General features: G+C 70.8%; 13 protein-coding genes. 10 read left to right on the top strand and 3 right to left on the bottom strand.

All coding sequences use genetic code 11. The features are described 5' to 3' along the window. The first annotated feature begins 184 nt into the window (after window positions 1–184). Window positions 185–2,623 (top strand): FAD-dependent oxidoreductase, encoded by a 2,439-nt coding sequence (locus ABZ098_RS32645; RefSeq protein WP_356597326.1) that lies wholly within the window; start codon window positions 185–187, stop codon window positions 2,621–2,623. 358 nt (window positions 2,624–2,981) lie between these two features. Here ABZ098_RS32645 and ABZ098_RS32640 read toward each other — a convergent pair whose 3' ends face one another. Together ABZ098_RS32640 and purU are read right to left on the bottom strand one after the other, a co-directional pair. After that, window positions 2,982–3,773 (bottom strand): IclR family transcriptional regulator, encoded by a 792-nt coding sequence (locus ABZ098_RS32640; protein ID WP_356597324.1) that lies wholly within the window; start codon window positions 3,771–3,773, stop codon window positions 2,982–2,984. A gap of 32 nt (window positions 3,774–3,805) precedes the next feature. Beyond that, window positions 3,806–4,678 carry a formyltetrahydrofolate deformylase gene (gene purU / locus ABZ098_RS32635; protein ID WP_356597322.1) on the bottom strand — a complete coding sequence of 291 codons (873 nt, stop codon included), beginning with the start codon at window positions 4,676–4,678 and terminating at the stop codon, window positions 3,806–3,808. A 208-nt stretch (window positions 4,679–4,886) separates the two neighbouring features. Here purU and ABZ098_RS32630 point away from each other — a divergent pair, with 208 nt between their 5' ends. The 7 genes from ABZ098_RS32630 to ABZ098_RS32600 all read left to right on the top strand — a co-directional run bounded on the left by ABZ098_RS32630 (window position 4,887) and on the right by ABZ098_RS32600 (window position 15,776). Beyond that, a complete protein-coding gene (locus tag ABZ098_RS32630) occupies window positions 4,887–6,992 on the top strand; it encodes an alpha-galactosidase (protein WP_356597320.1) in 2,106 nt (701 codons plus the stop codon). Between the two features lie 242 nt (window positions 6,993–7,234). Next, window positions 7,235–8,332: a LacI family DNA-binding transcriptional regulator gene (locus ABZ098_RS32625; RefSeq protein ID WP_356597318.1), complete on the top strand. Its 1,098-nt coding sequence runs from the start codon at window positions 7,235–7,237 to the stop codon at window positions 8,330–8,332. 261 nt (window positions 8,333–8,593) lie between these two features. Further along, window positions 8,594–9,979 (top strand): extracellular solute-binding protein, encoded by a 1,386-nt coding sequence (locus ABZ098_RS32620; RefSeq protein WP_356597316.1) that lies wholly within the window; start codon window positions 8,594–8,596, stop codon window positions 9,977–9,979. Window position 9,980: 1 nt separating this feature from the next. Next, complete coding sequence (locus ABZ098_RS32615) at window positions 9,981–10,856, top strand: sugar ABC transporter permease (protein WP_356597314.1); 876 nt, start codon at window positions 9,981–9,983, stop codon at window positions 10,854–10,856. Continuing rightward, on the top strand, window positions 10,853–11,776 hold the full coding sequence (locus tag ABZ098_RS32610) for a carbohydrate ABC transporter permease (protein ID WP_356597312.1): 924 nt from the start codon (window positions 10,853–10,855) through the stop codon (window positions 11,774–11,776). Before ABZ098_RS32615 ends, ABZ098_RS32610 begins: the two co-directional genes overlap by 4 nt. 28 nt (window positions 11,777–11,804) lie before the next feature. Continuing rightward, complete coding sequence (locus ABZ098_RS32605) at window positions 11,805–13,928, top strand: beta-galactosidase (RefSeq protein WP_356597310.1); 2,124 nt, start codon at window positions 11,805–11,807, stop codon at window positions 13,926–13,928. A gap of 42 nt (window positions 13,929–13,970) precedes the next feature. Continuing rightward, window positions 13,971–15,776: an RICIN domain-containing protein gene (locus ABZ098_RS32600; protein ID WP_356597308.1), complete on the top strand. Its 1,806-nt coding sequence runs from the start codon at window positions 13,971–13,973 to the stop codon at window positions 15,774–15,776. 56 nt (window positions 15,777–15,832) lie between these two features. On the opposite strand, the gene ABZ098_RS32595 is transcribed toward ABZ098_RS32600, so the two are convergent. Continuing rightward, window positions 15,833–19,426: a LamG-like jellyroll fold domain-containing protein gene (locus ABZ098_RS32595; RefSeq protein ID WP_356597516.1), complete on the bottom strand. Its 3,594-nt coding sequence runs from the start codon at window positions 19,424–19,426 to the stop codon at window positions 15,833–15,835. A gap of 399 nt (window positions 19,427–19,825) precedes the next feature. On the opposite strand from ABZ098_RS32595, the gene ABZ098_RS32590 reads away from it, so the two are divergent. Further along, window positions 19,826–20,845: a LacI family DNA-binding transcriptional regulator gene (locus tag ABZ098_RS32590; protein WP_356597306.1), complete on the top strand. Its 1,020-nt coding sequence runs from the start codon at window positions 19,826–19,828 to the stop codon at window positions 20,843–20,845. Between the two features lie 204 nt (window positions 20,846–21,049). Then, window positions 21,050–21,396 (top strand): extracellular solute-binding protein (locus tag ABZ098_RS32585; protein WP_356597304.1); only part of this gene is annotated, 347 nt, incomplete at its 3' end.

Genomic DNA, 21,396 nt, shown 5'->3' with positions numbered 1-21,396 from the left:
GGGCGGCGCGCGCGGTGCGCGTCGCCCACCGGGCGTTGCCGTTTCCCGGCCTGTTCTCCGGCCTGTTCTCCGGCCCTTTCCCCGACGTCACGGGGGCTCTTGACACCCACCCGCACGGCGGGCACATTGAGTTGCGCAGCCTGAATCGTGTTGCGTACAAAGCAACTTCAGCGGAGGTGCGGCGATGGCGGGACCCCGAGTGGTCATCATCGGAGCGGGCGTCGTCGGCGCGGCACTCGCCGACGAGATCTCCGCGCGCGGCTGGACCGAGGTGACCGTGGTCGACCAGGGCCCGCTCCCGGCCACCGGGGGGTCGTCCTCGCACGCCCCGGGCCTGGTCTTCCAGGCCAACCCCTCCAAGACCATGACCGAGCTGGCCCGATACACCGTCGAGAAGTTCTGCTCCCTCGACGTCGACGGACAGCCCTGCTTCCTCCAGGTCGGCGGCCTGGAGGTGGCGACCACCCCGGAGCGCGTCACCGAGCTCCACCGCAGGCACGGCTGGCTCACCTCCTGGGGCGTCGAGTCGCGGATCCTCACCGCCGACGAGTGCGTCGAGAAGCACCCCCTGGTCAACCGCGACCGGGTCCTCGCCGGCCTGCACATCCCCACCGACGGCCTCGCCAAGGCGGTCCTCGCCGTCGAGGCGCAGATCCGCCGCGCCACCGAACGCGGAGTGACCTTCCTGGCCCGCCACGAGGTCCTGGACGTCCTCCGGTCCGACGGCGAGGTGACGGGCGTGCGCACCGACCAGGGCGACCTGGAAGCGGACATCGTCGTGTGCTGCGCCGGCATCTGGGGCCCGAAGATCGCCCGCATGGTCGGCATGAACCTCCCGCTCACCCCGCTGGGCCACCAGCTCGCCTGGACCGGCCCGGTTCCGGCGCTCGCGGGCCAGACCGAGGAGGCGGTGCGCCCGATCCTGCGCCACCAGGACGCCGACCTCTACTACCGCGACCGCTACGACACCCTCGGCATCGGCTCCTACGGCCACCGCCCCATGCCCATCACCGCCGACGAGATCCTCTCGGTCGACGAGGCCGACCAGATGCCGTCCGTCCTGAAGTTCACCGAGGACGACTTCGCGGACGCCTGGACCGAGACGCAGTCACTGCTCCCCGCGACGAGGGACGCCAAGGTCGAGGAGGGGATCAACGGCCTGTTCTCCTTCACCACCGACGGCCTGCCCCTCCTCGGCGAGTCCCCGGACGTCAAGGGCTTCTGGGTCGCCGAGGCGGTCTGGGTCACCCACTCCGCCGGTGTCGGCAGGGCCGTCGCCGAGTGGCTGGTCGACGGCCACTGCTCCTCCTTCGACCTCCACGAGTGCGACGTCAACCGCTTCGAGGCGCACCAGCTCGCCCCGGAGTACGTCCTGGCCCGCGACTGCCAGAATTTCGTCGAGGTCTACGACATCCTCCACCCGCTCCAGCCGTCCGGTGACCCGCGCCCGATCCGCACCAGCCCCTTCCACACCCGCCAGCAGGAGCTCGGCGCCTTCTTCCTGGAGGCGAACGGCTGGGAGCGCCCGCACTGGTACGAGGCCAACGCGGGCCTGGTGGAAGGCCGTTCGATCGTCACCCCGAACGACTGGGCCGCCCGGTACTGGTCGCCGATCGTCGGCGCCGAGGCCCAGGTCACGCGCGAGACCGTCGCGATGTACGACATGACGGCCCTCAAGCGCCTGGAGGTGAGCGGACGGGGAGCGGCCGACTTCCTGGAGCGGCTGTGCACCGGGAAGGTCGCCAAGTCCGTCGGTTCGGTGACGTACACGCTGCTCCTGGACCACGACGGCGGCATCCGCAGCGACATCACCGTCGCGAGGCTGGATCGGGATGTGTTCCAGGTCGGCGCCAACGGCAACCTCGACCTCGACTGGTTCACCCGCCACCTCCCCGCCGACGGCACGGTCCAGGTCCGTGACATCACCCCCGGCACCTGCTGCATCGGCCTGTGGGGACCGCTCGCCCGCGATGTCCTCCAGCCCCTCACCGACGAGGACTTCTCGGCGACGGGCCTCAAATACTTCCGCGCCAAGCGCGCCCACATCGGATCCGTCCCGGTGACGGCCATGCGCCTCTCCTACGTGGGCGAGCTCGGCTGGGAGCTGTACACCACGGCCGACCTGGGCCAGAAGCTGTGGGACACCCTGTGGCGGGCGGCGCAGCCGCTGGGCGGCATCGCGGCCGGCCGGGGCGCCTTCAACAGCCTCCGCCTGGAGAAGGGGTACCGCTCCTTCGGCACCGACATGACCTACGAGCACGACCCCTACGAGGCCGGCGTCGGCTTCGCCGTCAGGGCCGACAAGGAGGACTTCGTCGGCAAGGCGGCACTGGAGCGGCGCGCGGCCGACGTACGGCGCAGGCTCACCTGCCTGACGATCGAGGACCCGCGGTCCGTCGTCATGGGCAAGGAGCCGGTGTACGACGGGCAGCGCGCGGTCGGTTACGTCACCAGCGCGGCCTTCGGCTACACGATCGGCAAGGGCATCGCCTACGCCTGGCTGCCGGCGGAGCTCGCGGAGCCCGGGCGGGCGCTGCACATCGGCTACTTCGACCAGCGCGTGGAGGCGGTCGTGACCGAGGAGCCGTTGTTCGATCCGGCGATGTCCCGGCTGCGGGGGTGAGCGCGGGCTGGCGGGAGTCCGGGCTCAGCCCGCGTAGGTGAGCGTGTCCTGGTGAGGGTCCGGGCTCTCCCCACGTGGGCCGGGCGGGTGTTGCACATCGGCTGCTACGACCCGTGGGGTCCGGCGATGTTCCGGCTGCGGGGGTGAGCGGGGGCCGGCGGGAGTTCGGGCTCAGCGCGGGTAGGTCGGGCGGGTGCTGCGTATCGGTTGCTTCGGTCGGTGGGTGGAGGCGGTCGTGGCCGAGGAGCCGTTGTTCGATCCGGCGATGTCCCGGCTGCGAGGGGTCAGCGCGGCCTGGCGGAGGTCTGGCGGCGATGGCCCGGCTGCGGGGCTGACAGGGGCCTCCCTACCCCAGGCCTCAGCCCAAGTGGCCGAGTCGGCGGCTGAGTTCGTCGGCGCTCTCCACCAGCACCGGCGCCAGCTCGTGCATCCGCTCCTCGGTGAGACGGAAGGCGGGACCCGAGGCGGTGAGGGCGGCGACGACCCTGCCCTCGCCGGAACGCACCGGCGCCGCCATGGCGTTGAGGCCCTCCTCGTACTCCTCCACCGTCATGGCGTAGCCCTGCTCGCGCACCCGGACCAGTTCCGCCTCCAGTTCCCGTCGGGAGGTCAGTGTGCGGGCCGTCATCCGCTCGAGCCCGGCCGCGGCGACGAGCTCGTCCCGGCGCTCGTCGGTGAGATGGGCGAGCAGGACCTTGCCGCTCGACGTGCAGTGCATCGGCGTCAGCCGGCCGACCCAGTTCTGCGCGGTGATGGCGGACCGGCCGCGCACCTGGTCGAGGTTGATCACGTGATGGGACTCCAGGACCGCGATGTTCATCGTCTCGCCCAGCTTGTCGGCGAGGCGCTCGCAGATCCCGCGGCCGTGCTTGGTGACGTCGATGCGCCCGGTGACCGCGCCGGCCAGCCGCACGATGCCGAAGCCGAGGCGGTACTTCCCGCGCTCGCCCTCCTGCTCGACCATGCCGTGCGCCTCCAGCGCGCCGAGCAGACGGAACGCGGTGGACTTGTGGACGTCGATCGCCTCGGCCACTTCACTGACGCCTGCCTCGCCGCGCTGGGCGAGGATCTCCAGCACGGTGACGGCCCGGTCGACGGACTGCACCCCGCCGCCGGACGTGCCCCCGGACTCGGTGCCGTAGCTGCTCATGGCGGAACCCTATGCGAACAGGTCGTCGCTGGTCAGCGGAAGACCACCGTGCGATGGCCGTTGATCATGACGCGGCTCTGGCTGTGCCACTCCACGGCCCGGGCGAGGACCTGCGCCTCGACGTCCCGCCCCAGGGTGACCAGACTCTCGGCGCTCTGGGCGTGGTTCACGCGGATGACGTCCTGCTCGATGATGGGCCCCTCGTCGAGGTCCGGGGTGACGTAGTGGGCCGTGGCCCCGACGAGCTTCACGCCCCGCTCGTGCGCCTGGACGTAGGGCCGCGCGCCCTTGAAGCTCGGCAGGAACGAGTGGTGGATGTTGATCGCCCGGCCCTCGAGTTGCTTGCACAGGTCGTTGGAGAGGATCTGCATGTAGCGGGCGAGGACCACGAGGTCGATGTCCAGCCGGTCGACCAGGTCGAGCAGCCGCGCCTCCGCGTCCGCCTTCGTCTCCCGGGTCACCGGGATGTGGTGGAAGGGGATGCCGTAGCTCTCGGCGAGCGGGGCGAAGTCCGGGTGGTTGGAGACGATCGCCGGCACCTCGATGCCGAGCGCGCCGGTGCGCTGCCGGAAGAGCAGGTCGTTCAGGCAGTGGCCGAACTTCGACACCATGATCAGGGTTCGGGTCGGGGTGGCGGCGTTCCGCAGTTGCCAGGTGATCCGGTACGCCTCGGCGACCGGCGCGAAGCCGGAGCGCAGATCCTCCAGGGTGGTGCCCGGGTCGGAGACGTCGAAGTGGACGCGCATGAAGAAGCGGTCCTGGAGCCGGTCGTCGAACTGCTGGCTCTCCTGGATGTTCCCGGAGTGCCGGACCAGGAAGCCGGTGACGGCGTGGACGAGGCCGGAGCGGTCCGGGCAGGACAAGGTGAGGACGAACTCGCGGTCGGGGTGAGGTCGAAGAGACACTGAGTCCTCCCGAAGGCTGCGCATTACGCAACAGTGCGACTGATACGCAACATGGTCCCGGCTGTGGCCGCCCCCGGTCAAGGGCCCGCTCCCGGGACGGTGACAGGGAACAGGTGCGCTTGTACGACCGGTCACGCGCGTGTGAGGATCGTGAGCGGTCACTTCGTGCCCTTCCGGCACACCCACCGTCCCGGAAGGGGAAACCGCGTTGACCGCAACCGTCGGCACGCTCGAAGGATCACGTCTCTGGTCGCATCCGGAGCTCGGTCTGCACGCCGTCCTGGGGGCCATGGGATCGGTCCGGCTGGGCGCGCCCGGCCAGGACTGGGCCGCCCTGGTGCCGCTCGTCGAGGTCACCGCCACCGGCCACGGACGCCTGTGGTCGGGGGAGCGCTTCATCGAGACGGCGATCGGCGACCGACTGGCCTACCGCGACCACGAGACGGTCCAGCACGGAAACCGTGCGCGTACGACGATCCGGCTGGCGGATCCGCGGACGGGCCTGGTCGCCGAGGTGGTCCTGGAGACGGTCGTGGGCGCCGGTTCCCTGCGCTCACGGGTGCGCCTGGTCAACGAGGGCGCCGCGCCGCTGCGACTGGAGAGCGTGAGCACCCTGACCCTCGGCGGTGTCACCGACGCGGACGGCGGCCTCGACGGACTGACCCTGCACTGGGCGGACAACGACTGGCTCGCCGAATGCCGTTGGCACGAGGCCCCCTTCCGGGAGCACATCGCCCCGCTGAGCCGGTCCGCCCACGGGCACGAGGGACGCGGCTGCTTCGAGCGCTGCTCGCAAGGGAGTTGGTCCACCGGCCGCCACCTGCCGATGGGGGCGCTCACCGACCGTTCCGGGCGGTCCTGGCTGTGGCAGATCGAGTCCAGCGCGGGCTGGCGCTTCGAGACCGGCGAACGCGAAGGCGCCGCCTATGTCGCCTTGTTCGGCCCCGACGACGCCCACCACCAGTGGTGGCACACCCTCGCGCCCGGCGAGGAGTTCACCACCGTCCCCGCGGTCCTCGTCCGCGGTGGGACGGGCGGCCTCGACACCGCCTTCGGTGAACTCACCGACCACCGCAGGCTGATCCGCCGCGACCACCCGGACCACCGCGCCCTGCCGGTGATCTACAACGACTACATGAACACCCTCATGGGCGACCCGACCACCGACAAGCTCCTGCCGCTGGTCGCGGCGGCCGCGCGAGCGGGTGCCGAGATCTTCGTCATCGACGCCGGGTGGTACGACGACGACGCCCAGGGCTGGTGGGACGCGGTCGGCGCATGGGAGCCCGCGCAGGGGCGATTCCCCGGCGGCATCCAGGAGGTCCTGGACGCCGTCCGGGACCACGGCATGGTCCCGGGGCTCTGGCTGGAGCCCGAAGTCGTGGGCGTGCGCAGCCCGTTGGCCCGCACCCTGCCGCCCGAGGCGTTCTTCCGGCGCGGCGGCGTGCGCCTGACGGAACACGGACGCCACCACCTGGACCTTCGTCACCCCGCCGCCCGGGCCCACCTCGACGCGGTGGTGGACCGGCTGGTCGGGGAGTGGGGCGTCGGATACCTCAAGCTCGACTACAACATCAACAGCGGACCCGGCACGGAGAACGGCCCGGAGAGCCCCGGCGCCGGCCTGCTCGGCCACCACCGCGCCCACCTCGACTGGATGTCCGGCCTCCTCGACCGGCACCCCGGCCTGGTCCTGGAGAACTGCGGCTCCGGCGGTCTGCGCATGGACTACGCCCAACTCTCCGTCGCCCAGCTCCAGTCCACCAGCGACCAGCAGGACCCTCTGCGCTACCCGCCCATCGCGGCGGCCGCCGCCACCGCCGTGGCCCCCGAACAGGCCGCGGTGTGGGCCTACCCCCAGCCCGACCACACCGCCGACCGGATCGCCTTCACCCTCACCGGCGCCATGCTGGGCCGCATCCACCTCTCCGGCTTCCTCGACCGCATGAACGACGAGCAGTTCGCCCTCGTGCGGTCGGCGATCCGCGTGTACAAGGACATCCGGCCGGAGATCGCGCACGCCCGCCCCTTCTGGCCACTGGGCCTGCCGGGCTGGGAGGACGCCTGGATCGCGCACGGTCTGCGGGGACGCGACGCGACGCACCTGGCGGTGTGGCGACGGGAGCGGCCCGGCGCCCCGCAGAGCCGTACGCTCCCGCTTCCCCAGCTGCGGGGCGTCGCGCTGCGTCCGCAGGTGCTCCAGCCCACGACGGCCGACGCCACGGTGGCATGGGACGCGGTGGAGGGGAAGCTCACCGTCGGCCTCCCGCGCCCCGACACGGCCGTACTCCTCGCCCTGAACACGACCGCCTGAGCAAGGTCCCCTCGCGGCCGCCTGAGCAGGTCCCCTCGACTCCACCGCCGCCCCGAGGCCCCGCCGGGCACCGGGGCGGCTCCACACGCTCAGCCCCTTGATATTGCGTGAACCCTTGACACGTCCCAGCCGACTGCGTAGATATGACTGCGCAGTCATGACAGCGCAGTCATAGAGGGTGGACAAGCCCTCGACGGACCGCTCTGGCTAGGATCTGAGCCGCCGGACATCGGGAGACAGCAATGACGCCAGTGGGAGGACAGGGCAGCGGCCCCGGCGCGCCGCGTGCCGTGGACGTGGCCCGGCTGGCCGGCGTCTCGCAGAAGACGGTCTCCCGGGTCTTCAACGGCGAGAAGTACGTGTCCGAAGAGGTGCGCGGGCGCGTGCTCCGGGCCGCTGAGGACCTCGGTTACCGGCTCAACGGCGCCGCCCGCGCCCTGGCCTCGGGACGCACCCGTTCGATCGGCGTGGTCGCCCTCGGCACCGCCCTGTACGGCCCCGCCTCCCTGCTCATCGGAGTGGAACGGGCCGCCCGTGACGCGGGGTACGCCCTGCGGGTCGTCAACACGCTGGAGGGCGATCCGGCGGGCGTCGCCGGGGCCGTGGAGTCCCTCCTCGAACAGGGCGTGGACGGCATCGTCGTGTCCGAACCGATCGACGAGGGTTCGGTCTCGCTCAGTGTCGACGTCCCGGTCCTGATCCTCGGCGCGCCCGCCGCCTTCGGTGGCCCACGGGCCGTGGCCGCGGGCGTCGGCGCCGAGTCGCTGGCCCGGGCGGCCACCGAACACCTGCTGGACCTCGGACACATGACGGTCCATCACCTGGCCGGTCCGCAGAGGTGGTTCGCCGCCCGGGACCGTCTCCAGGGCTGGCGCGCGGCGCTCGCGGCACGCGACCGGGAGCAGCCGGCCGTCATCGAGGGCGACTGGTCGGCCGCGTCCGGCTACACGGCGGGCCACGAACTCGCCGCCGCCGGTGACGTCACCGCGGTGTTCGCCGCCAACGACGACATGGCCGTCGGCCTGATCCGCGCCCTGCTGGAGGCGGGCCTGCGGGTGCCGGAGGACGTCAGTGTCGTCGGGTTCGACGACATCCCTGTCTCCGCCTACGTCACCCCACCGCTGACCACCGTCCGCCAGCCCTTCGACGCCGTCGCCCGCGAAGGGCTCCGGCTCCTGGTGCAGGCCATCGAGAAACCGGACGCCGAGCCGGCACCGGCGAGCGACCCACCGGTCGAACTCGTCGTACGCGCCTCCACGGCACCCCCGCCGACAGGCGGGCCGCGTCCTGCCTCCGGCTCGCGCGGCGCGGCGCACGCACCCCCGACCACCACCGACTGACCCACGCTTTCCCGGCTCCCTGAGCAGCCTCCCGGGGCCGGGACAGGAGCCCGAGCCGCGCTCGTCGCTCCCAACCCCCTTCCACGACCGTGGACTTCCGCCGCGCGGGACACCCCGCGCGTGCCGACCCCGACCCCGCGCCGCCCACCAGAACCCCGGTGGGGACGCCGGAGCCGTACCGCCCCTTCCTTCTCCTTTCCCACCCTCACGACGCGCCCTCGCCAGGCGTGCCGTCCCTATGCCCCTCGGCGGGAGTTCACCATGCCCAGATCCTTCGTACCCACGTCCGCCATGAGCCGTCGGCGGTTCCTCGCCGCTACCGGAGCCCTCTCCCTCGGCGCCGCGCTCACCGCCTGCGGCGGCGGTGACTCGGGCGGTTCCTCCGGCTCCGCGAAGCCGGTCGGGCAGGCCGACATCGACAAGGCGATGAAGACGCCGACCCAACTGACCTTCTGGACCTGGGTGCCGGACATCCAGCAGGAGGTCGCGCTCTTCGAGAAGAAGTACCCGGCGATCAAGGTCAAGGTCGTCAACGCGGGCCAGGGCGTCACGCACTACACCAAGCTGCGCACCGCGCTGAAGGCCGGCAGCGGCGCACCGGACCTGGCGCAGATCGAGTACCAGGCCATCCCGACCTTCACGATCACCGACAGCCTGCTGGACCTCGGCCCGTACGGCGCCTCGGCGCTCAAGGACACGTTCGTCGACTGGACCTGGGGACAGGTCAGCGGCCCCGACGGCGAGGTCTGGGCGATCCCCCAGGACACCGGCCCGATGGGGATGCTCTACCGCAAGGACATCTTCGACAAGCACGGCATCGACGTCCCCACGACCTGGGACGCGTTCGCCGAGGCGGCCCGCAAGCTCCACAAGGCCGACCCGGACGTCTACCTCACCAACCTCGCGGCCAACGAACCCGCCGCCTGGCACGGCCTGTTGTGGCAGGCGGGCGCCAAGCCCTACGCCACCTCCGGCAAGAGCACCCTGGCGATCGACGTCGACGACGCGGTCTCCAGGAAGCTCGCCGACTACTGGGGCGGGCTCGCGAAGGAGGGCGTCATCAGCACCGACCCCGACTTCGTCGACGCCTGGTACGCGGGCTTCACCAAGGGCAGGTACGCCACCTGGCTCACCGCGGCCTGGGGCCCGTCCTTCCTGTCCGGCTCGGCCAAGTCCACCGCGGGCGACTGGCGCGCGGCCCCGCTCCCGCAGTGGGACGCCGCCAAGCCCGCCTCCGGCAACTGGGGCGGCTCCACCACCGCGGCCATGCGTTCCACCAAGAACCCCATCGCGGCGGCCCGGTTCGCCCAGTTCCTCAACAGCGACCCGGCGAGCGCCAGGATGTTCGCGACCAAGCAGTTCTTCTTCCCGGCGACCAAGTCCCTGCTCACGGACCCGGGTTTCACCGGAGAGGCGCCCGCCTTCTACGGCGGCCAGAAGGTCAACCAGGTCTTCGCCGACATCGGCGACACCGTCTCGCCGGCCTTCCAGTGGCCGCCGTTCCTCGACCAGGCGGCGACCGACTGGACCGAGACCGTCGGCAAGTCCCTCGCCGACAGGTCCGACACCACCGCCGCGCTCGGCCAGTGGCAGTCGCGCCTGACGACGTACGCCAAGAAGCAGGGCTTCACCGTCAAGGAGGCCTGAGATGGCCGCCGCCCACTCCAGGAGGGCCGGGCCCCTGTTCGTGGCCCCCTTCCTGATCCTCTTCCTGGCGCTCTTCCTCGCCCCGCTCGGCTACGCCGCCTACCTCAGCCTCTTCCAGCAACGCCTCGTCGGCGGCACGGTCTTCGTCGGCCTCGACAACTACGTCACCGCCCTCAAGGACCCCCTGCTCCTGCACGGCGTCGGCCGCGTGGCCCTGTTCTTCCTCCTCCAGGTCCCGCTGATGCTGCTGCTGGCCCTGGCGTTCGCCCTCGCCCTCGACAGCGGCCTGCTGCGCCTCGCCCGTGTGATCCGGCTCGGCATCTTCGTGCCGTACGCCGTCCCGAGCGTGGTCGCCGCACTGATGTGGGGCTACCTCTACGGCCCCGACTTCGGCCCCTTCGCCCAACTGAGCCGGGAACTCGGCCTGCCGGCCCCGGACTTCCTGAGCGGCGGCTGGATGCTGGGCAGCCTGTCGAACATCGTGACCTGGGAGTTCGTCGGCTACAACATGATCATCCTGTACGCGGCCCTGCGGACGATCCCGCACGACCTGTACGAGGCGGCCGCCATGGACGGAGCGGGCGCCTGGCGGATCGCCCGGTCGATCAAACTCCCCGCGCTGCGCCCGGCGTTGCTGCTCACCCTGCTGTTCTCGGTGATCGGCAGCTTCCAGCTCTTCAACGAGCCCAAGCTGCTGATGGCCCTCGCCCCGGACGTCATCAGCAGCTCCTACACCGCCAACCTCTACGCCTACTCCCTCGCGTTCACCGGCGACCAGCTCAACTACGCGGCGACGGTCTCCTTCCTCCTGGGCCTCGTCATCGTCGTCGCCTCCTACGCCGTACTCCTGACCGCGAACCGCAGGAGGTCCGCATGACGACCACCTTGCGGCAGCCACCGGTGACCGCGAAGACCCCGGCCGCACCCGTACGGCACCGTCCCGCCGCCCGTCGCCGCAGCACCCCGCTGACGATCGCCATGCTCGCGGCCCTGGCCTACTTCCTGCTCCCGCTGTGCTGGCTGCTGGTCGCCTCGACCAAGAGCACCCAGGACCTGTTCGACAGCTTCGGCCTGTGGTTCTCGCACGCCCCGCAGCTCCTGACGAACATCAAGGCGACCTTCACCCAGGACGACGGCGTCTTCGTGCACTGGCTGCTCAACACCGTCCTGTACGCCGTCGTCAGCGCGCTCGGCGCCGCCCTGCTCGCGGCGGCCGCCGGCTACGGCTTCGCCAAGTTCCGCTTCCGCGGCGACCGGCTGGCCTTCAACCTCGTCCTCGGCGCCATCATGGTCCCGGCGACCGCCCTGGCGATCCCGACCTATCTGCTGTTCGCCAAGGTCGGCCTGGTCAACACGCCGTGGGCGATCATCCTGCCCTCGCTGGTCAACCCCTTCGGCCTGTACCTGATGCGGGTGTACGCGGCCGACGCCGTCCCGGACAGCCTCCTGGAGGCCGCCCGCATCGACGGCGCGGGGGAGGCCCGGATCTTCTTCCGGATCGCCCTCGGACTGCTCGCGCCCGGCCTGGTGACCGTCCTGCTGTTCACGCTCGTGGCGACCTGGAACAACTACTTCCTGCCGCTGATCATGCTGAACGACCCGAACCTGTACCCCGTCACGGTCGGCCTCTCGTCCTGGGCCGCCCAGGCGCAGAACGGCGGTGCCGGCGCCAGCAGCGACATGCTCCCGCTGGTCGTCACCGGCTCCCTGCTCTCGATCGTGCCACTCGTCGTCGCCTTCCTGGTGCTCCAGCGCTACTGGCAGAGCGGCCTGGCCACCGGCAGCGTCAAGCAGTAACTCCCCCTGTTCCCCTGGAGGTTCATCAATGGCGGTCCTGCCCGCCCACGTCCTGTTCGGTGCCGCGTACTACCACGAGTACACGCCCGCCTACGACCCCGACCTGCGGCCCGACGAACAGCTGAAGACCGACCTCGACCTCATGGCGGAGGCGCACTTCACCGTGATCCGCGTGGGTGAGTCGGTCTGGTCGACCTGGGAGCCCGAGAACGGCCGCTTCGACCTCGACTGGCTCCAGCCGGTCCTCGACGGCGCCCACGAACGCGGCATCTCCGTCATCCTCGGCACCCCGACCTACGCCGTGCCGCCGTGGCTGGCCCGCCAGTACCCGGAGATCACCGGCGAACGCCGTACCGGTGAACGCATCGGCTGGGGCGCCCGCCAGGAGGTGGACTTCACCCACCCCGCCTTCCGCTTCCACGCCGAACGGATAATCCGGAAGATCGTCGCCCGCTACGCCGACCACCCGGCGGTCATCGGCTGGCAGGTCGACAACGAACCGGGCCTGCACCTCCTCCACAACCACGGCGTCTTCCAGCGGTTCGTGGACCACCTGCGCGAGAAGTACGGCGACGTCGAGACCCTCAACCGCGAGTGGGGGCTGGTGTACTGGTCGCACCGCCTGTCCAGCTGGGCCGACCTGTGGACCCCGGACGGCAACGAGCAGCCCCAGTACGACGTGGCCTGGCGGGAGTTCCAGGCCCGGCAGGTCACCGACTTCATCGGCCGGCAGGCGGACATCGTCCGCGAGTACGCCAGGCCCGACCACTTCGTCACCACCTGCATCTCCTACACACGCCAGGGCGTGGCCGACGACGAACTGTCCGCCCGGCTCGACATCGCCTCCGGCAACCCGTACTACGACATGCAGGACGGCCTCCTGCTGCCCGACCCCACCCCCGACACACACGAGCAGAGGTGGAAGACCACCGGCGTCTGGTCGATGTACCAGACCGCCGACTGGATGTTCTCCTCCCGCCAGGAGCCCTTCCTCGTCACCGAGACCAACGCGAACTCCATCGGCTTCGCCTGGGACAACCGGCCCGGTTACGACGGCCAGTGGCGCCAGGCCGCCTGGGCGCACGTGGCGCGCGGCGCCCGGATGATCGAGTACTGGCAGTGGCAGACCCTGCGCTTCGGCGCCGAGACCTACTGGGGCGGGGTCCTCCCGCACAGCGGACAGCCAGGCCGCACCTACGCGGAAATCTCTCGCCTGGGCGCCGAGTTCACGAAGGCGGGACCGCTCGTCGCCGGACTCGAACCGGACGCCGACCTCACGCTGGTCTACTCCACACCCAGCAAGTGGCTCATGCAGAAGCACCCGCCGCTCGCGAAGCCCGACGGCACCCCCGACCCCGCCGCCTACCACCGCATCTTCGACCCCTTCTACCGGGGCGCCTTCGAGTCCGGCCGCCAGGTGCGGATCGTGCACGCCCGGCAGCTGCACGAGGGGACGACCCCGCAGGAGGCCGCCCGCCTCCATCCCGTGCTGGTCGTACCGGCGCTGTACATCGCCCCCGACGCGACCCTCGACTGGCTCGCCGCCTACGCCCACGCCGGCGGTCACCTCGTCCTCGGCCCCCGCACCGGATACGCCGACCACGAGGCCCGCGCCCGGCACGAGAAGGCACCGGGACGCCTCACCGAGGCCGCGGGGGTGTCGTACGACGAGTTCAGCAATCTCCCGCACGGCATCCCCGTGCACTCCGTGGGCCCGTTGAGGCTGCCGGAGGGCGCGACGGCGACCCACTGGGCCGACGCCCTGACCGTCACCGACGCCGACGTGCTCGCCGGCTACCGGCACCCGCACTTCGGGAACTGGCCCGCGATCACCACCCGCCGGCACGGCGAGGGCCGCGTCACCTGCGTCGGCACGGTCCCCGACCGCGCCCTCGCCCGAGGACTGGCGCAGTGGCTCGCACCCTCGGCCCGCCACGGCTGGCAGGACCTCCCGGACACGGTCACCGCGACCACCGGCACCGCGTCCGACGGGCGCCGCCTGCACATCGTCCACAACTGGAGCTGGGAGCCGGCCAGTGTCGTGGCTCCCGTGGACCTGACCGACGTCCTGAACGACACCCCGGTCCCCGCCGGAGCCGAACTGGAGCTCGGCGCCTGGGACGTGCGCGTGCTCGTCACCGCGGACGACTGAGCATCGCCCGTGGGCACCCTGAAAAACCTCAAAGGAGAGGCAATGCAGAGAAGACGGCTGGGACAGACACTGGGCACCTTCGCCGCGGCGACCGCGCTGGCGGCGATCCCCCTGAGCAGCGCGCACGCGTACAACCCGACCGGAGGAATCCTCTACCAGCTCGGCAGCGAACCCTGCCTGAAGGGGCGGGGCAACTGCGCCGTCTACCCCAAGTCGGCGCAACTGCCGAGCGGACGCCTGGTCGCGTCCTTCGAGAAGGCGACCGTCGTACCGCAGTCGGGAAGCGCCGACGGAGAGACCCTCCCGGTCTACAAGAGCGACGACCGCGGCACGTCCTGGCAGCCGCTGTCGGAGGTGAAGGCCCCGGCCTACCTCTCCACCGACCCCAAGTACGCGAAGTACACCAGCAACTGGACCAACGCGTACCTCTACACGCTGCCGCAGACCGTCGGAAACCTGCAGGCCGGGACCCTGCTGCTGGCGAGCGTCGTCTCGGGTGACGACTACTACTACAAGGAGCACAAGGCCGCCGACCCGAACTGGACGCCCTCCAACGACGGCGACCGCAAGGACCTTGCCATCGCCCTGTACTCCAGCACCGACGAGGGCAGAACCTGGAAGGTCGTCAACGTCGTCGCCACCGGCGGCTGGCAGGGCGGCAGTGCGGGCGCGGTCGGCCAGAACATCTCGGCCGCCAACACCAACAAGCAGGTGGACCCCCTCTGGGAGCCCTACCTGATGGTCCACAACGGCCAACTCGTCTGCTACTACTCCGACGAGAACGACTACCTCGGCGTCGACCCCACCACCGGAGCTCCGATACCGGACCCCGCGAACGCCACCGCCACCGACTCGCACGGCCAGATCCTCGCCCATAAGACCTGGGACGGCCGCAGCGCGGCCTGGAGTTCACCCGTCGTCGACGTCGCGGGACTGACCGACGACATGGGCGGCGGCAAGACGGAGATCGGGGGCGGGCGGCCCGGCATGACCAACGTCGTGCCCACGACCGACGGCAAGTGGCTGCTGACGTACGAGTACTGGGGCGGTGGGGCGAACGTCCGGTACGCGCTCGCCGCCGACCCGCTGAAGTTCCGCGCCGGCACCTCGGGCGCGGTCACCTCCCTGCCGCTCGACACCGGTTCGCGCCCGCTCGCCACGGGTGGCAGCCCCGTGATCATCCGGCTGCCCGACGGGCGCCTGGTGTACAACGCGGCGGGCAGCGGCAACGTCTGGGTCAATGACAGCGGCAGCAGCACCGGTGTCTGGAAGGAGTACCAGACCACCTCGCGGGCGGGCTACAGCCGCAACCTCCAGTACGTCGCCGGGACCGGCCGGATCGCGATCCTCAACAACCAGGACACCTCCACGATCGCCTACGCCGAGGTCGACCTGGGCCGCACCCAGGGCACCTACTACCAGCTGGTGAACCGGAAGACCGGGCAGGTGATCGGTACCGGCAACAAGACCAGCGACGCGAACATCGGCAACGGCGACGTGCCCGACGTCGTCCTGGAGAACGCGGGCGCGCCGGCGAACAAGGACACCCAGTACTGGCACGTGGTGACCGAGCCGAACGGCGGCACGACCCTGCTCAACAAGTCGGGCGGCCGCGCGGCGGCCATCTGGACGGGCAACGCCACCGTGGGGCAGCGGATCGGCCAGTGGGTCGACAACAGCCCGACGGGAAGCTGGAACCTCGTCACGACGGCCGACGGCTACTACCGGTTCCAGGCGGTCAAGAACACCAGCGTGTACCTGACCGGCGCGTCCGCGGGAGCGCCGCTGACCCTCCAGAACGCCGTCGCCGACGGCTCGCAGGACTGGCGGCTCGTCCCGGCCGGGTGAACGACGGCCGGGTACCGGCGGCGCCCCGGGGCGCCGCCGGTACCGCTCACCTCATCTCACCGCACCTCCCGCGCGTACGGCGCCACGGTGATCCGGTCGATCAGCGGCGCGTACCGGGAGCGGAGCAGCACCCCTGGGAAGGTGTCCGAGGCGTAGGTCGTGCCGTCGAAGTTCGGCAGCTCCTCGGAGCGGAACGTGATCGTGTTCTGTCCCTTCTTCAGGGTGACCGGGACGGTCAGCTCCCAGAAGTTGTTCTGGTGGAAGCTGTGCGGGAAGCCGACGCGCCGCATGTCGCCGCCGTTCACGCTGATGTCGGCGTGCCGGGCCAGCGGGTCCGGGTTGTAATGCGTGGCCTCCGACTGCTCCGGGTTGGAGTAGCGCACACGCAGCGCGTACAGGCCGGCCCGGTCCGCGGTGACCGTGAACGTGGCGGTGTTGCCGTTGCCCGGGTCGCCGCCGATGCCCGTGATCGCCGTGCCGTCGGTGGCCAGGGACAGCGGGGTGAGCGTGGCCGAGCCCGCGAGTACGGCGTCCTGGGCCTCGTACGTACGGGCCTTCAGCGCGCCCTCGCCCGGCGTGACCGTGAGGCGGTCGACGAGGGTGACGGACGAACCGCCCGTGACCGTCACCTTGTTGACGCCGCCGGAGAGGGAGACCGCGACGCTGCTCCTGTCCTTGGCCAGGCGCAGGACGTCGTGGCCGTTGACGGAGACCCGGGCGCCGGTGCCGCCGAGCGTGTCGACCTTGAGGGTGGCCTCACGGTCGGCGGGGGAGTAGACCCAGAACGTGGCGCTCTGCCCCTTGGCGAGCCGGGCCGCCCCCGAGCCCGGGGTGTCGTACACGGGCTGTGCTCCACCGCTCAGCCAGGCCAGCTCGCCCTCGTACACCTGCGTAGCGGCCGAGGGGTTCGCCAGAGCCAGGGTGAGGCGGTCGACGATGGCGTCGCCCTTCGTCACGCGCGTGCCGTCCAGGCTCTTCGCGGCGAGCGTCAGGGTGTGCTTGCCCTTGGTGAGCTTCACCTTGGTGTCGGTGTGGTCCCACACCACCCACTTGTAGCCGAGCGGCAGATACAGCTGCTGCTCGCTGCCGGCCTGGCCGTCCACCCGCAGGAAGACGTTGGTGGGGCCCTGCTCCTTCACCTTGTCGAAGGTGTTGAGGGAGTTGGCGAAGACGCTCAGGTCGTAGGTGCCGTCCTCGGGCACGTCCACCGTGAAGTCGAGCGTGACGTCCGAGCCCGTGCGCAGCCCGCCCACGTCGTAGCCGCCGGAGGTGTAGAACTTCGACACGTCGGAGGTGGAGCCCTCCGGGCCGTTCTTCGAGTAGCCGGACCCGGTGTGGGCCGCGTCCTCCGCCTCGTAGAACCCCTGCCAACGGACCGACGGGGACTGGGTGTTCGCCGCCTTCCCGGCCGGGCTGAGGACGATCTCGTACGCCGAGGACTCCTTCAGCTTCGGCAGCGGGCCGTCACCGAAGTCGACGGTGACGGTGCCGTCGTCGCCGACCTTCAGGTTCTTCTCGGTGAGCAGCTTCGGGCCGGAGTTGTCGCCGACCTGACCGCTCCACTCGATCTCCCGCACCCAGGCGTGCACGTTCTTGCCGAAGAGCTTCTTCTGGACGCCGGAGAAGGTGATGTGCCCCTTGCCGGTGGAGCCCCCGAAGAGCAGCCGGGCCTGCTTCTTCTTCTCGTCCAGCGTGGCCACGCCCTGCATGGTGTAGTTCTCGCCGGGGAACGGCGGGTTCACCGTCACGGTGTGCCCGCTCATCGAGGCGTACGAGTTCAGCAGCCACCACTGGCCGTTGCCGCGGTTGGACTGCACCGCGGAGTCGGAGAGGTTGCCGTCGATGTTCCAGTAGGCGATGTCGGCGTCCACCTTGGACTCCTCGATCGCGGAGACCCACTGGATCATCTGCCCGGGGACCGAGGTGTGGTAGTTGAAGGCGTACTCGTTGATGTTGATCGGGAGTTGGGTGCCCTCGCGTGAGGTGCCCCTGAACAACTCCTTCTCCCACACCCGGTACTTGGCGACACTCGCGCGCACGGCCTCCGGGTGGCTCAGCTCGTGCCAGGTGATGACGTCCGGGAGGGTGCCGACGGCCAGGGCGTGGGTGAGGAAGCCCTTGACCTGGTCGTACAGGACGCTGGTGTTGGGCCCGGCGATCCGGGCGTCGGGCATCCTGCCCTTGATGAGCTTGTACGCGGAGTCCCAGGCGGCGAAGTAGTCGTCCGGGTCGCTCAGCCAGCTGACCTTGTTGTAACTCCACTGCCCGGTGCCGAACATGTTGCCCTCGGGCTCGTTGAACGGCACGAAGACGATGTTGTCCTGGTACTCCTTCGGCAGCTTCAGGACCTGGTCGACCTGCTTGGCGATCTTCTCCTCGTAGAGCTTGAGCTTCTCCGCGGGGGTGTCACCCGGCCACTCGTAGGGGAAGCCGCGGTGGATGTCGGTCATGTAGATGTACACGTCGCCGTCGGTGGAGTCGGCGAGCGGCTTCACCACGTCCAGCGCGTCGGCGCCGGGGTGCTGCGGCCCGTCCTGTGCCTTGGTGGAGACCGTGCGCAGCCCCATGCCCTCGATGAGGTTGTTGGTCGGCACGTCTGGTCCGTAGACGCCGTAGAGGGTGCCGGAGGCGCCGCCGTGGAAGGCGCCCGTGTCCGAGCCGAGGTCGACGATGAGCTGCCCCTCGCGGACCACGGTGACGTTCGCCTGAACGGCGCGTCCGGCCGCCGTTCCCGCCACTGTGAAGGTCCCGGGCTTGGCGTACTTCTCGGGCGGTACGGCGTCCCAGACGATGGACGCGTCGCGGTCGTAGCCGTCGGAGAAGGTCGAGCGGACGGCGGCCGGCAGGGTCGGGGCGGTCCCGTCGGTCGTACGGACGTCGAAGGAGGTCTTCGAGAGGTCCTGGAGGGTCGGCACGGTCCCGACCAGGCCGGCCACCTGCTCCGCGCTGAGCGCCGAGTGCCACACCGTGAAGTCGTCGACGGCACCCTTGAGCAGCGGGTCCGGGTACAGGGACTTGCCTATGTAGCCGGCGGCGGTGGCCGAACCGCTCAGCAGGTCCTTGGCCTTGATGGCGGTCGCGGCGGAGGACACGGCCACGCCGTCGAGGTAGGTGGTGAGGCGGCCCGCGGAGGTGTCGAGGGTGACGGTGACCGTGCGCCACGCGTTCGCGGGCAGCGCCGCGTAGCCGCGGACCTGGTTCTCCGCGCCACCCCCGCCGGTGGTCACGGAGGTCTGGAACAGCCCGCTGCCGTTGTACGGGGTGCTGAAGAGGTACCTGCTGGTGTCGGTGCCCAGGTCGAAGATCCGTTGCCAGGACGAGGTGTCGCCGCTCCACTTCACCCGGGCGGAGACGGTCAGGTCGCTCGCGTCGCCGACCACTTCGCGGGGCAGTCGGACGTAGGCGCCGTCGGAGGTGGGGGCCCCGCCGGGCAGGGCCAGTGCCTTGCCGCCGTCCGGGCCGGCGACGGACTGGGCCGTCGCGGCGTTCACCAGGCTCGCCGTCAGGCCGTTGCCGGAGCTGTCGGTGATCTTTCCGGAGGACAGGTCGTCCTGGTCGAAGGTGTAGCGGGCGGCGGGCCCGGGCGCCTCGGCCGCCTGCGCGGGCACGGCGGGAGCGGCCAGCAGGCCCGCGCCGAGGGCCAGCGCCATGGCGGCCGGCGCCCGGCGGCGCGTGGATCTGTCAGCGGATGACATCGATGCGTCCTCAATCGTCGGGTATCGGGTTCTGGTCGGCCCGCCTCGGGTCGCCGTCGAACCGATTCGATCCAGGCGGGTGCAGGGGGAAGAGGCGTGTGGTGGGGGAAGGGGTGGGGGCGGCTCTGGGACGGCAGGGGCGCGGGAGTCACCATGGGCGACGGCGCCGAACCGGTTCGGCGAAGCTAGCACCGGGGCATCCGGCCAGCAATCCCCTCGACACGGTGATTTGACCGCCCGTCCGGCTCTGCACGGGGATTACGGCAGGGGTATTGACAGGCGCCCGGGCAGTTCCTACGTTCACTTTCACGCGAACCGGTTCGACAGCCGGTCGTCCCGTCCCAAGGAGTCGCCGTGAACATCGGTGAGATCGCCCGGCGGGCCGGTGTCTCGCGGAGCACCGTGTCCTACGCGCTGAGCGGCAAGCGCCCCGTGTCGGAGGACACGCGCCGGAAGATCCAGCGGATCGTCGACGAACTGGACTACCAGCCCAGCGCCAGCGCCCGCGCCCTGGCCAACGGCCGGACCAGCACCATCGGTCTGGTCTTCCCGCCGGCCGGGAACCACTACACCGGCATGCAGCTCGACTTCATCGGCAGCGTGGTGGAGGCCGCCGCTGCCCATGACTACGACGTGCTGCTGTCGCCCAGTGGCGTCGACAGCGACCGTTCCTTCCAGCGGCTGCTGGGGGAGCGGCGGGTCGACGGCGCGATCCTGATGGAGATCCGGCTGGAGGACGACCGGGCCGACCACCTGGCCGCGCTCGGCTTTCCCTCGGTCGCCATCGGCCGCACCGCCCACCCGGAGGACGGCTGGTACGTCGCCCTGGACCACACCGCGCTGGCGGCGGCCTGCGTCCACCACCTCGCGGACCTCGGCCACCGCCGGATCGCCTTCGTCAACCGGCCCGAACAACTCCTGAGGACCGGGTACGAGTCCGCGCACCGCGGCCTGGACGGCTTCACCAAGGCCGCGGCCGAACGCGGACTGACGGTCCGCACGTACTGCTGCGCGGACGACGCCGCCGCGGGCCAGGCCTGTCTGGAACGGATCCTGCACGACGACCCGGCCACCACGGCCCTGGTCACCCTGAACGAGGCCGCGCTGGGCGGCCTCTACCGGGGGCTCGCCCACGCGGGCCGCCATGTGCCGCGCGACTTCTCCGTCACCGGGGTCGTCGCCAACCGGTGGGCGGAGACGGTGACCCCGCAGCTCACCGCGGCGGACGTACCGGCGGCCGAGATGGGCCGGCTCGCCGTCGACCTGCTCGTGGAGCGGCTGGACCACTCCGACGCGCCGCCCCGGCAGCACCTCCTCACGCCACCGATCTCGCTCCGGGCCAGCACCGGGCCCGCGGGCACGCCGCAGACCTGATCCGTTTCCCCGCGCACCCGTCATACCGCAGACCTGATCCGTTTCCCCGCGCACCCGTCATACCGCAGACCTGATCCTTTCCCCCGCGCACCCGTCACACCGCCGCACGCCCGGACACCACCCGACGGCGTCGTTCGCGGTGCCCTCTTCCCCTCGCGACCCACCGCCGCGGCACCCGCATGCCACGAACCGAAGGAACCCGCCATGAACAGCTTCTCCAGACGACACCACCCGGCCGCCGCAGTCCTGATCTCCCTGGCCGTCGCCACCGGCGTCACCGCCTGCGGCTCCGGCTCGGGCAGCAGTGGCACCGAGGGCGCCGACAGCGGCACGTACACGGTCTGGGACCCGTACCCGCAGTTCGCCAAGGGTTCGGCGTGGACGGATCTGCTGGACAAGTGCGGTACTCAGGCGGGGGTGAAGGTCAAGCGGACCGGCTTCGACACCAGTGATCTGACGAACAAGGCGCTGCTGGCGGCGCAGCAGGGCAATTCCGCGGATGTCCTGATCGTCGACAACCCGGTGGTGTCGACGCTGGCGGAGGCGGGCGT

Source organism: Streptomyces sp. NPDC006335 (assembly GCF_040612795.1).
Taxonomy (GTDB): Bacteria; Actinomycetota; Actinomycetes; order Streptomycetales; family Streptomycetaceae; genus Streptomyces.
The sequence above is the reverse complement of the archived record's forward strand: the minus strand, read 5'-3'. Positions and strand labels throughout refer to the sequence as shown.

Coding starts and splice junctions, on each gene's coding strand:
- ABZ098_RS32640 (WP_356597324.1), bottom strand. CDS start 3,773: ATGAGCAGCTACGGCACCGAGTCCGGGGGCACGTCCGGCGGCGGGGTG.
- ABZ098_RS32645 (WP_356597326.1), top strand. CDS start 185: ATGGCGGGACCCCGAGTGGTCATCATCGGAGCGGGCGTCGTCGGCGCG.
- ABZ098_RS32610 (WP_356597312.1), top strand. CDS start 10,853: ATGACGACCACCTTGCGGCAGCCACCGGTGACCGCGAAGACCCCGGCC.
- ABZ098_RS32625 (WP_356597318.1), top strand. CDS start 7,235: ATGACGCCAGTGGGAGGACAGGGCAGCGGCCCCGGCGCGCCGCGTGCC.
- ABZ098_RS32600 (WP_356597308.1), top strand. CDS start 13,971: ATGCAGAGAAGACGGCTGGGACAGACACTGGGCACCTTCGCCGCGGCG.
- ABZ098_RS32620 (WP_356597316.1), top strand. CDS start 8,594: ATGCCCAGATCCTTCGTACCCACGTCCGCCATGAGCCGTCGGCGGTTC.
- ABZ098_RS32605 (WP_356597310.1), top strand. CDS start 11,805: ATGGCGGTCCTGCCCGCCCACGTCCTGTTCGGTGCCGCGTACTACCAC.
- ABZ098_RS32595 (WP_356597516.1), bottom strand. CDS start 19,426: ATGGCGCTGGCCCTCGGCGCGGGCCTGCTGGCCGCTCCCGCCGTGCCC.
- ABZ098_RS32615 (WP_356597314.1), top strand. CDS start 9,981: ATGGCCGCCGCCCACTCCAGGAGGGCCGGGCCCCTGTTCGTGGCCCCC.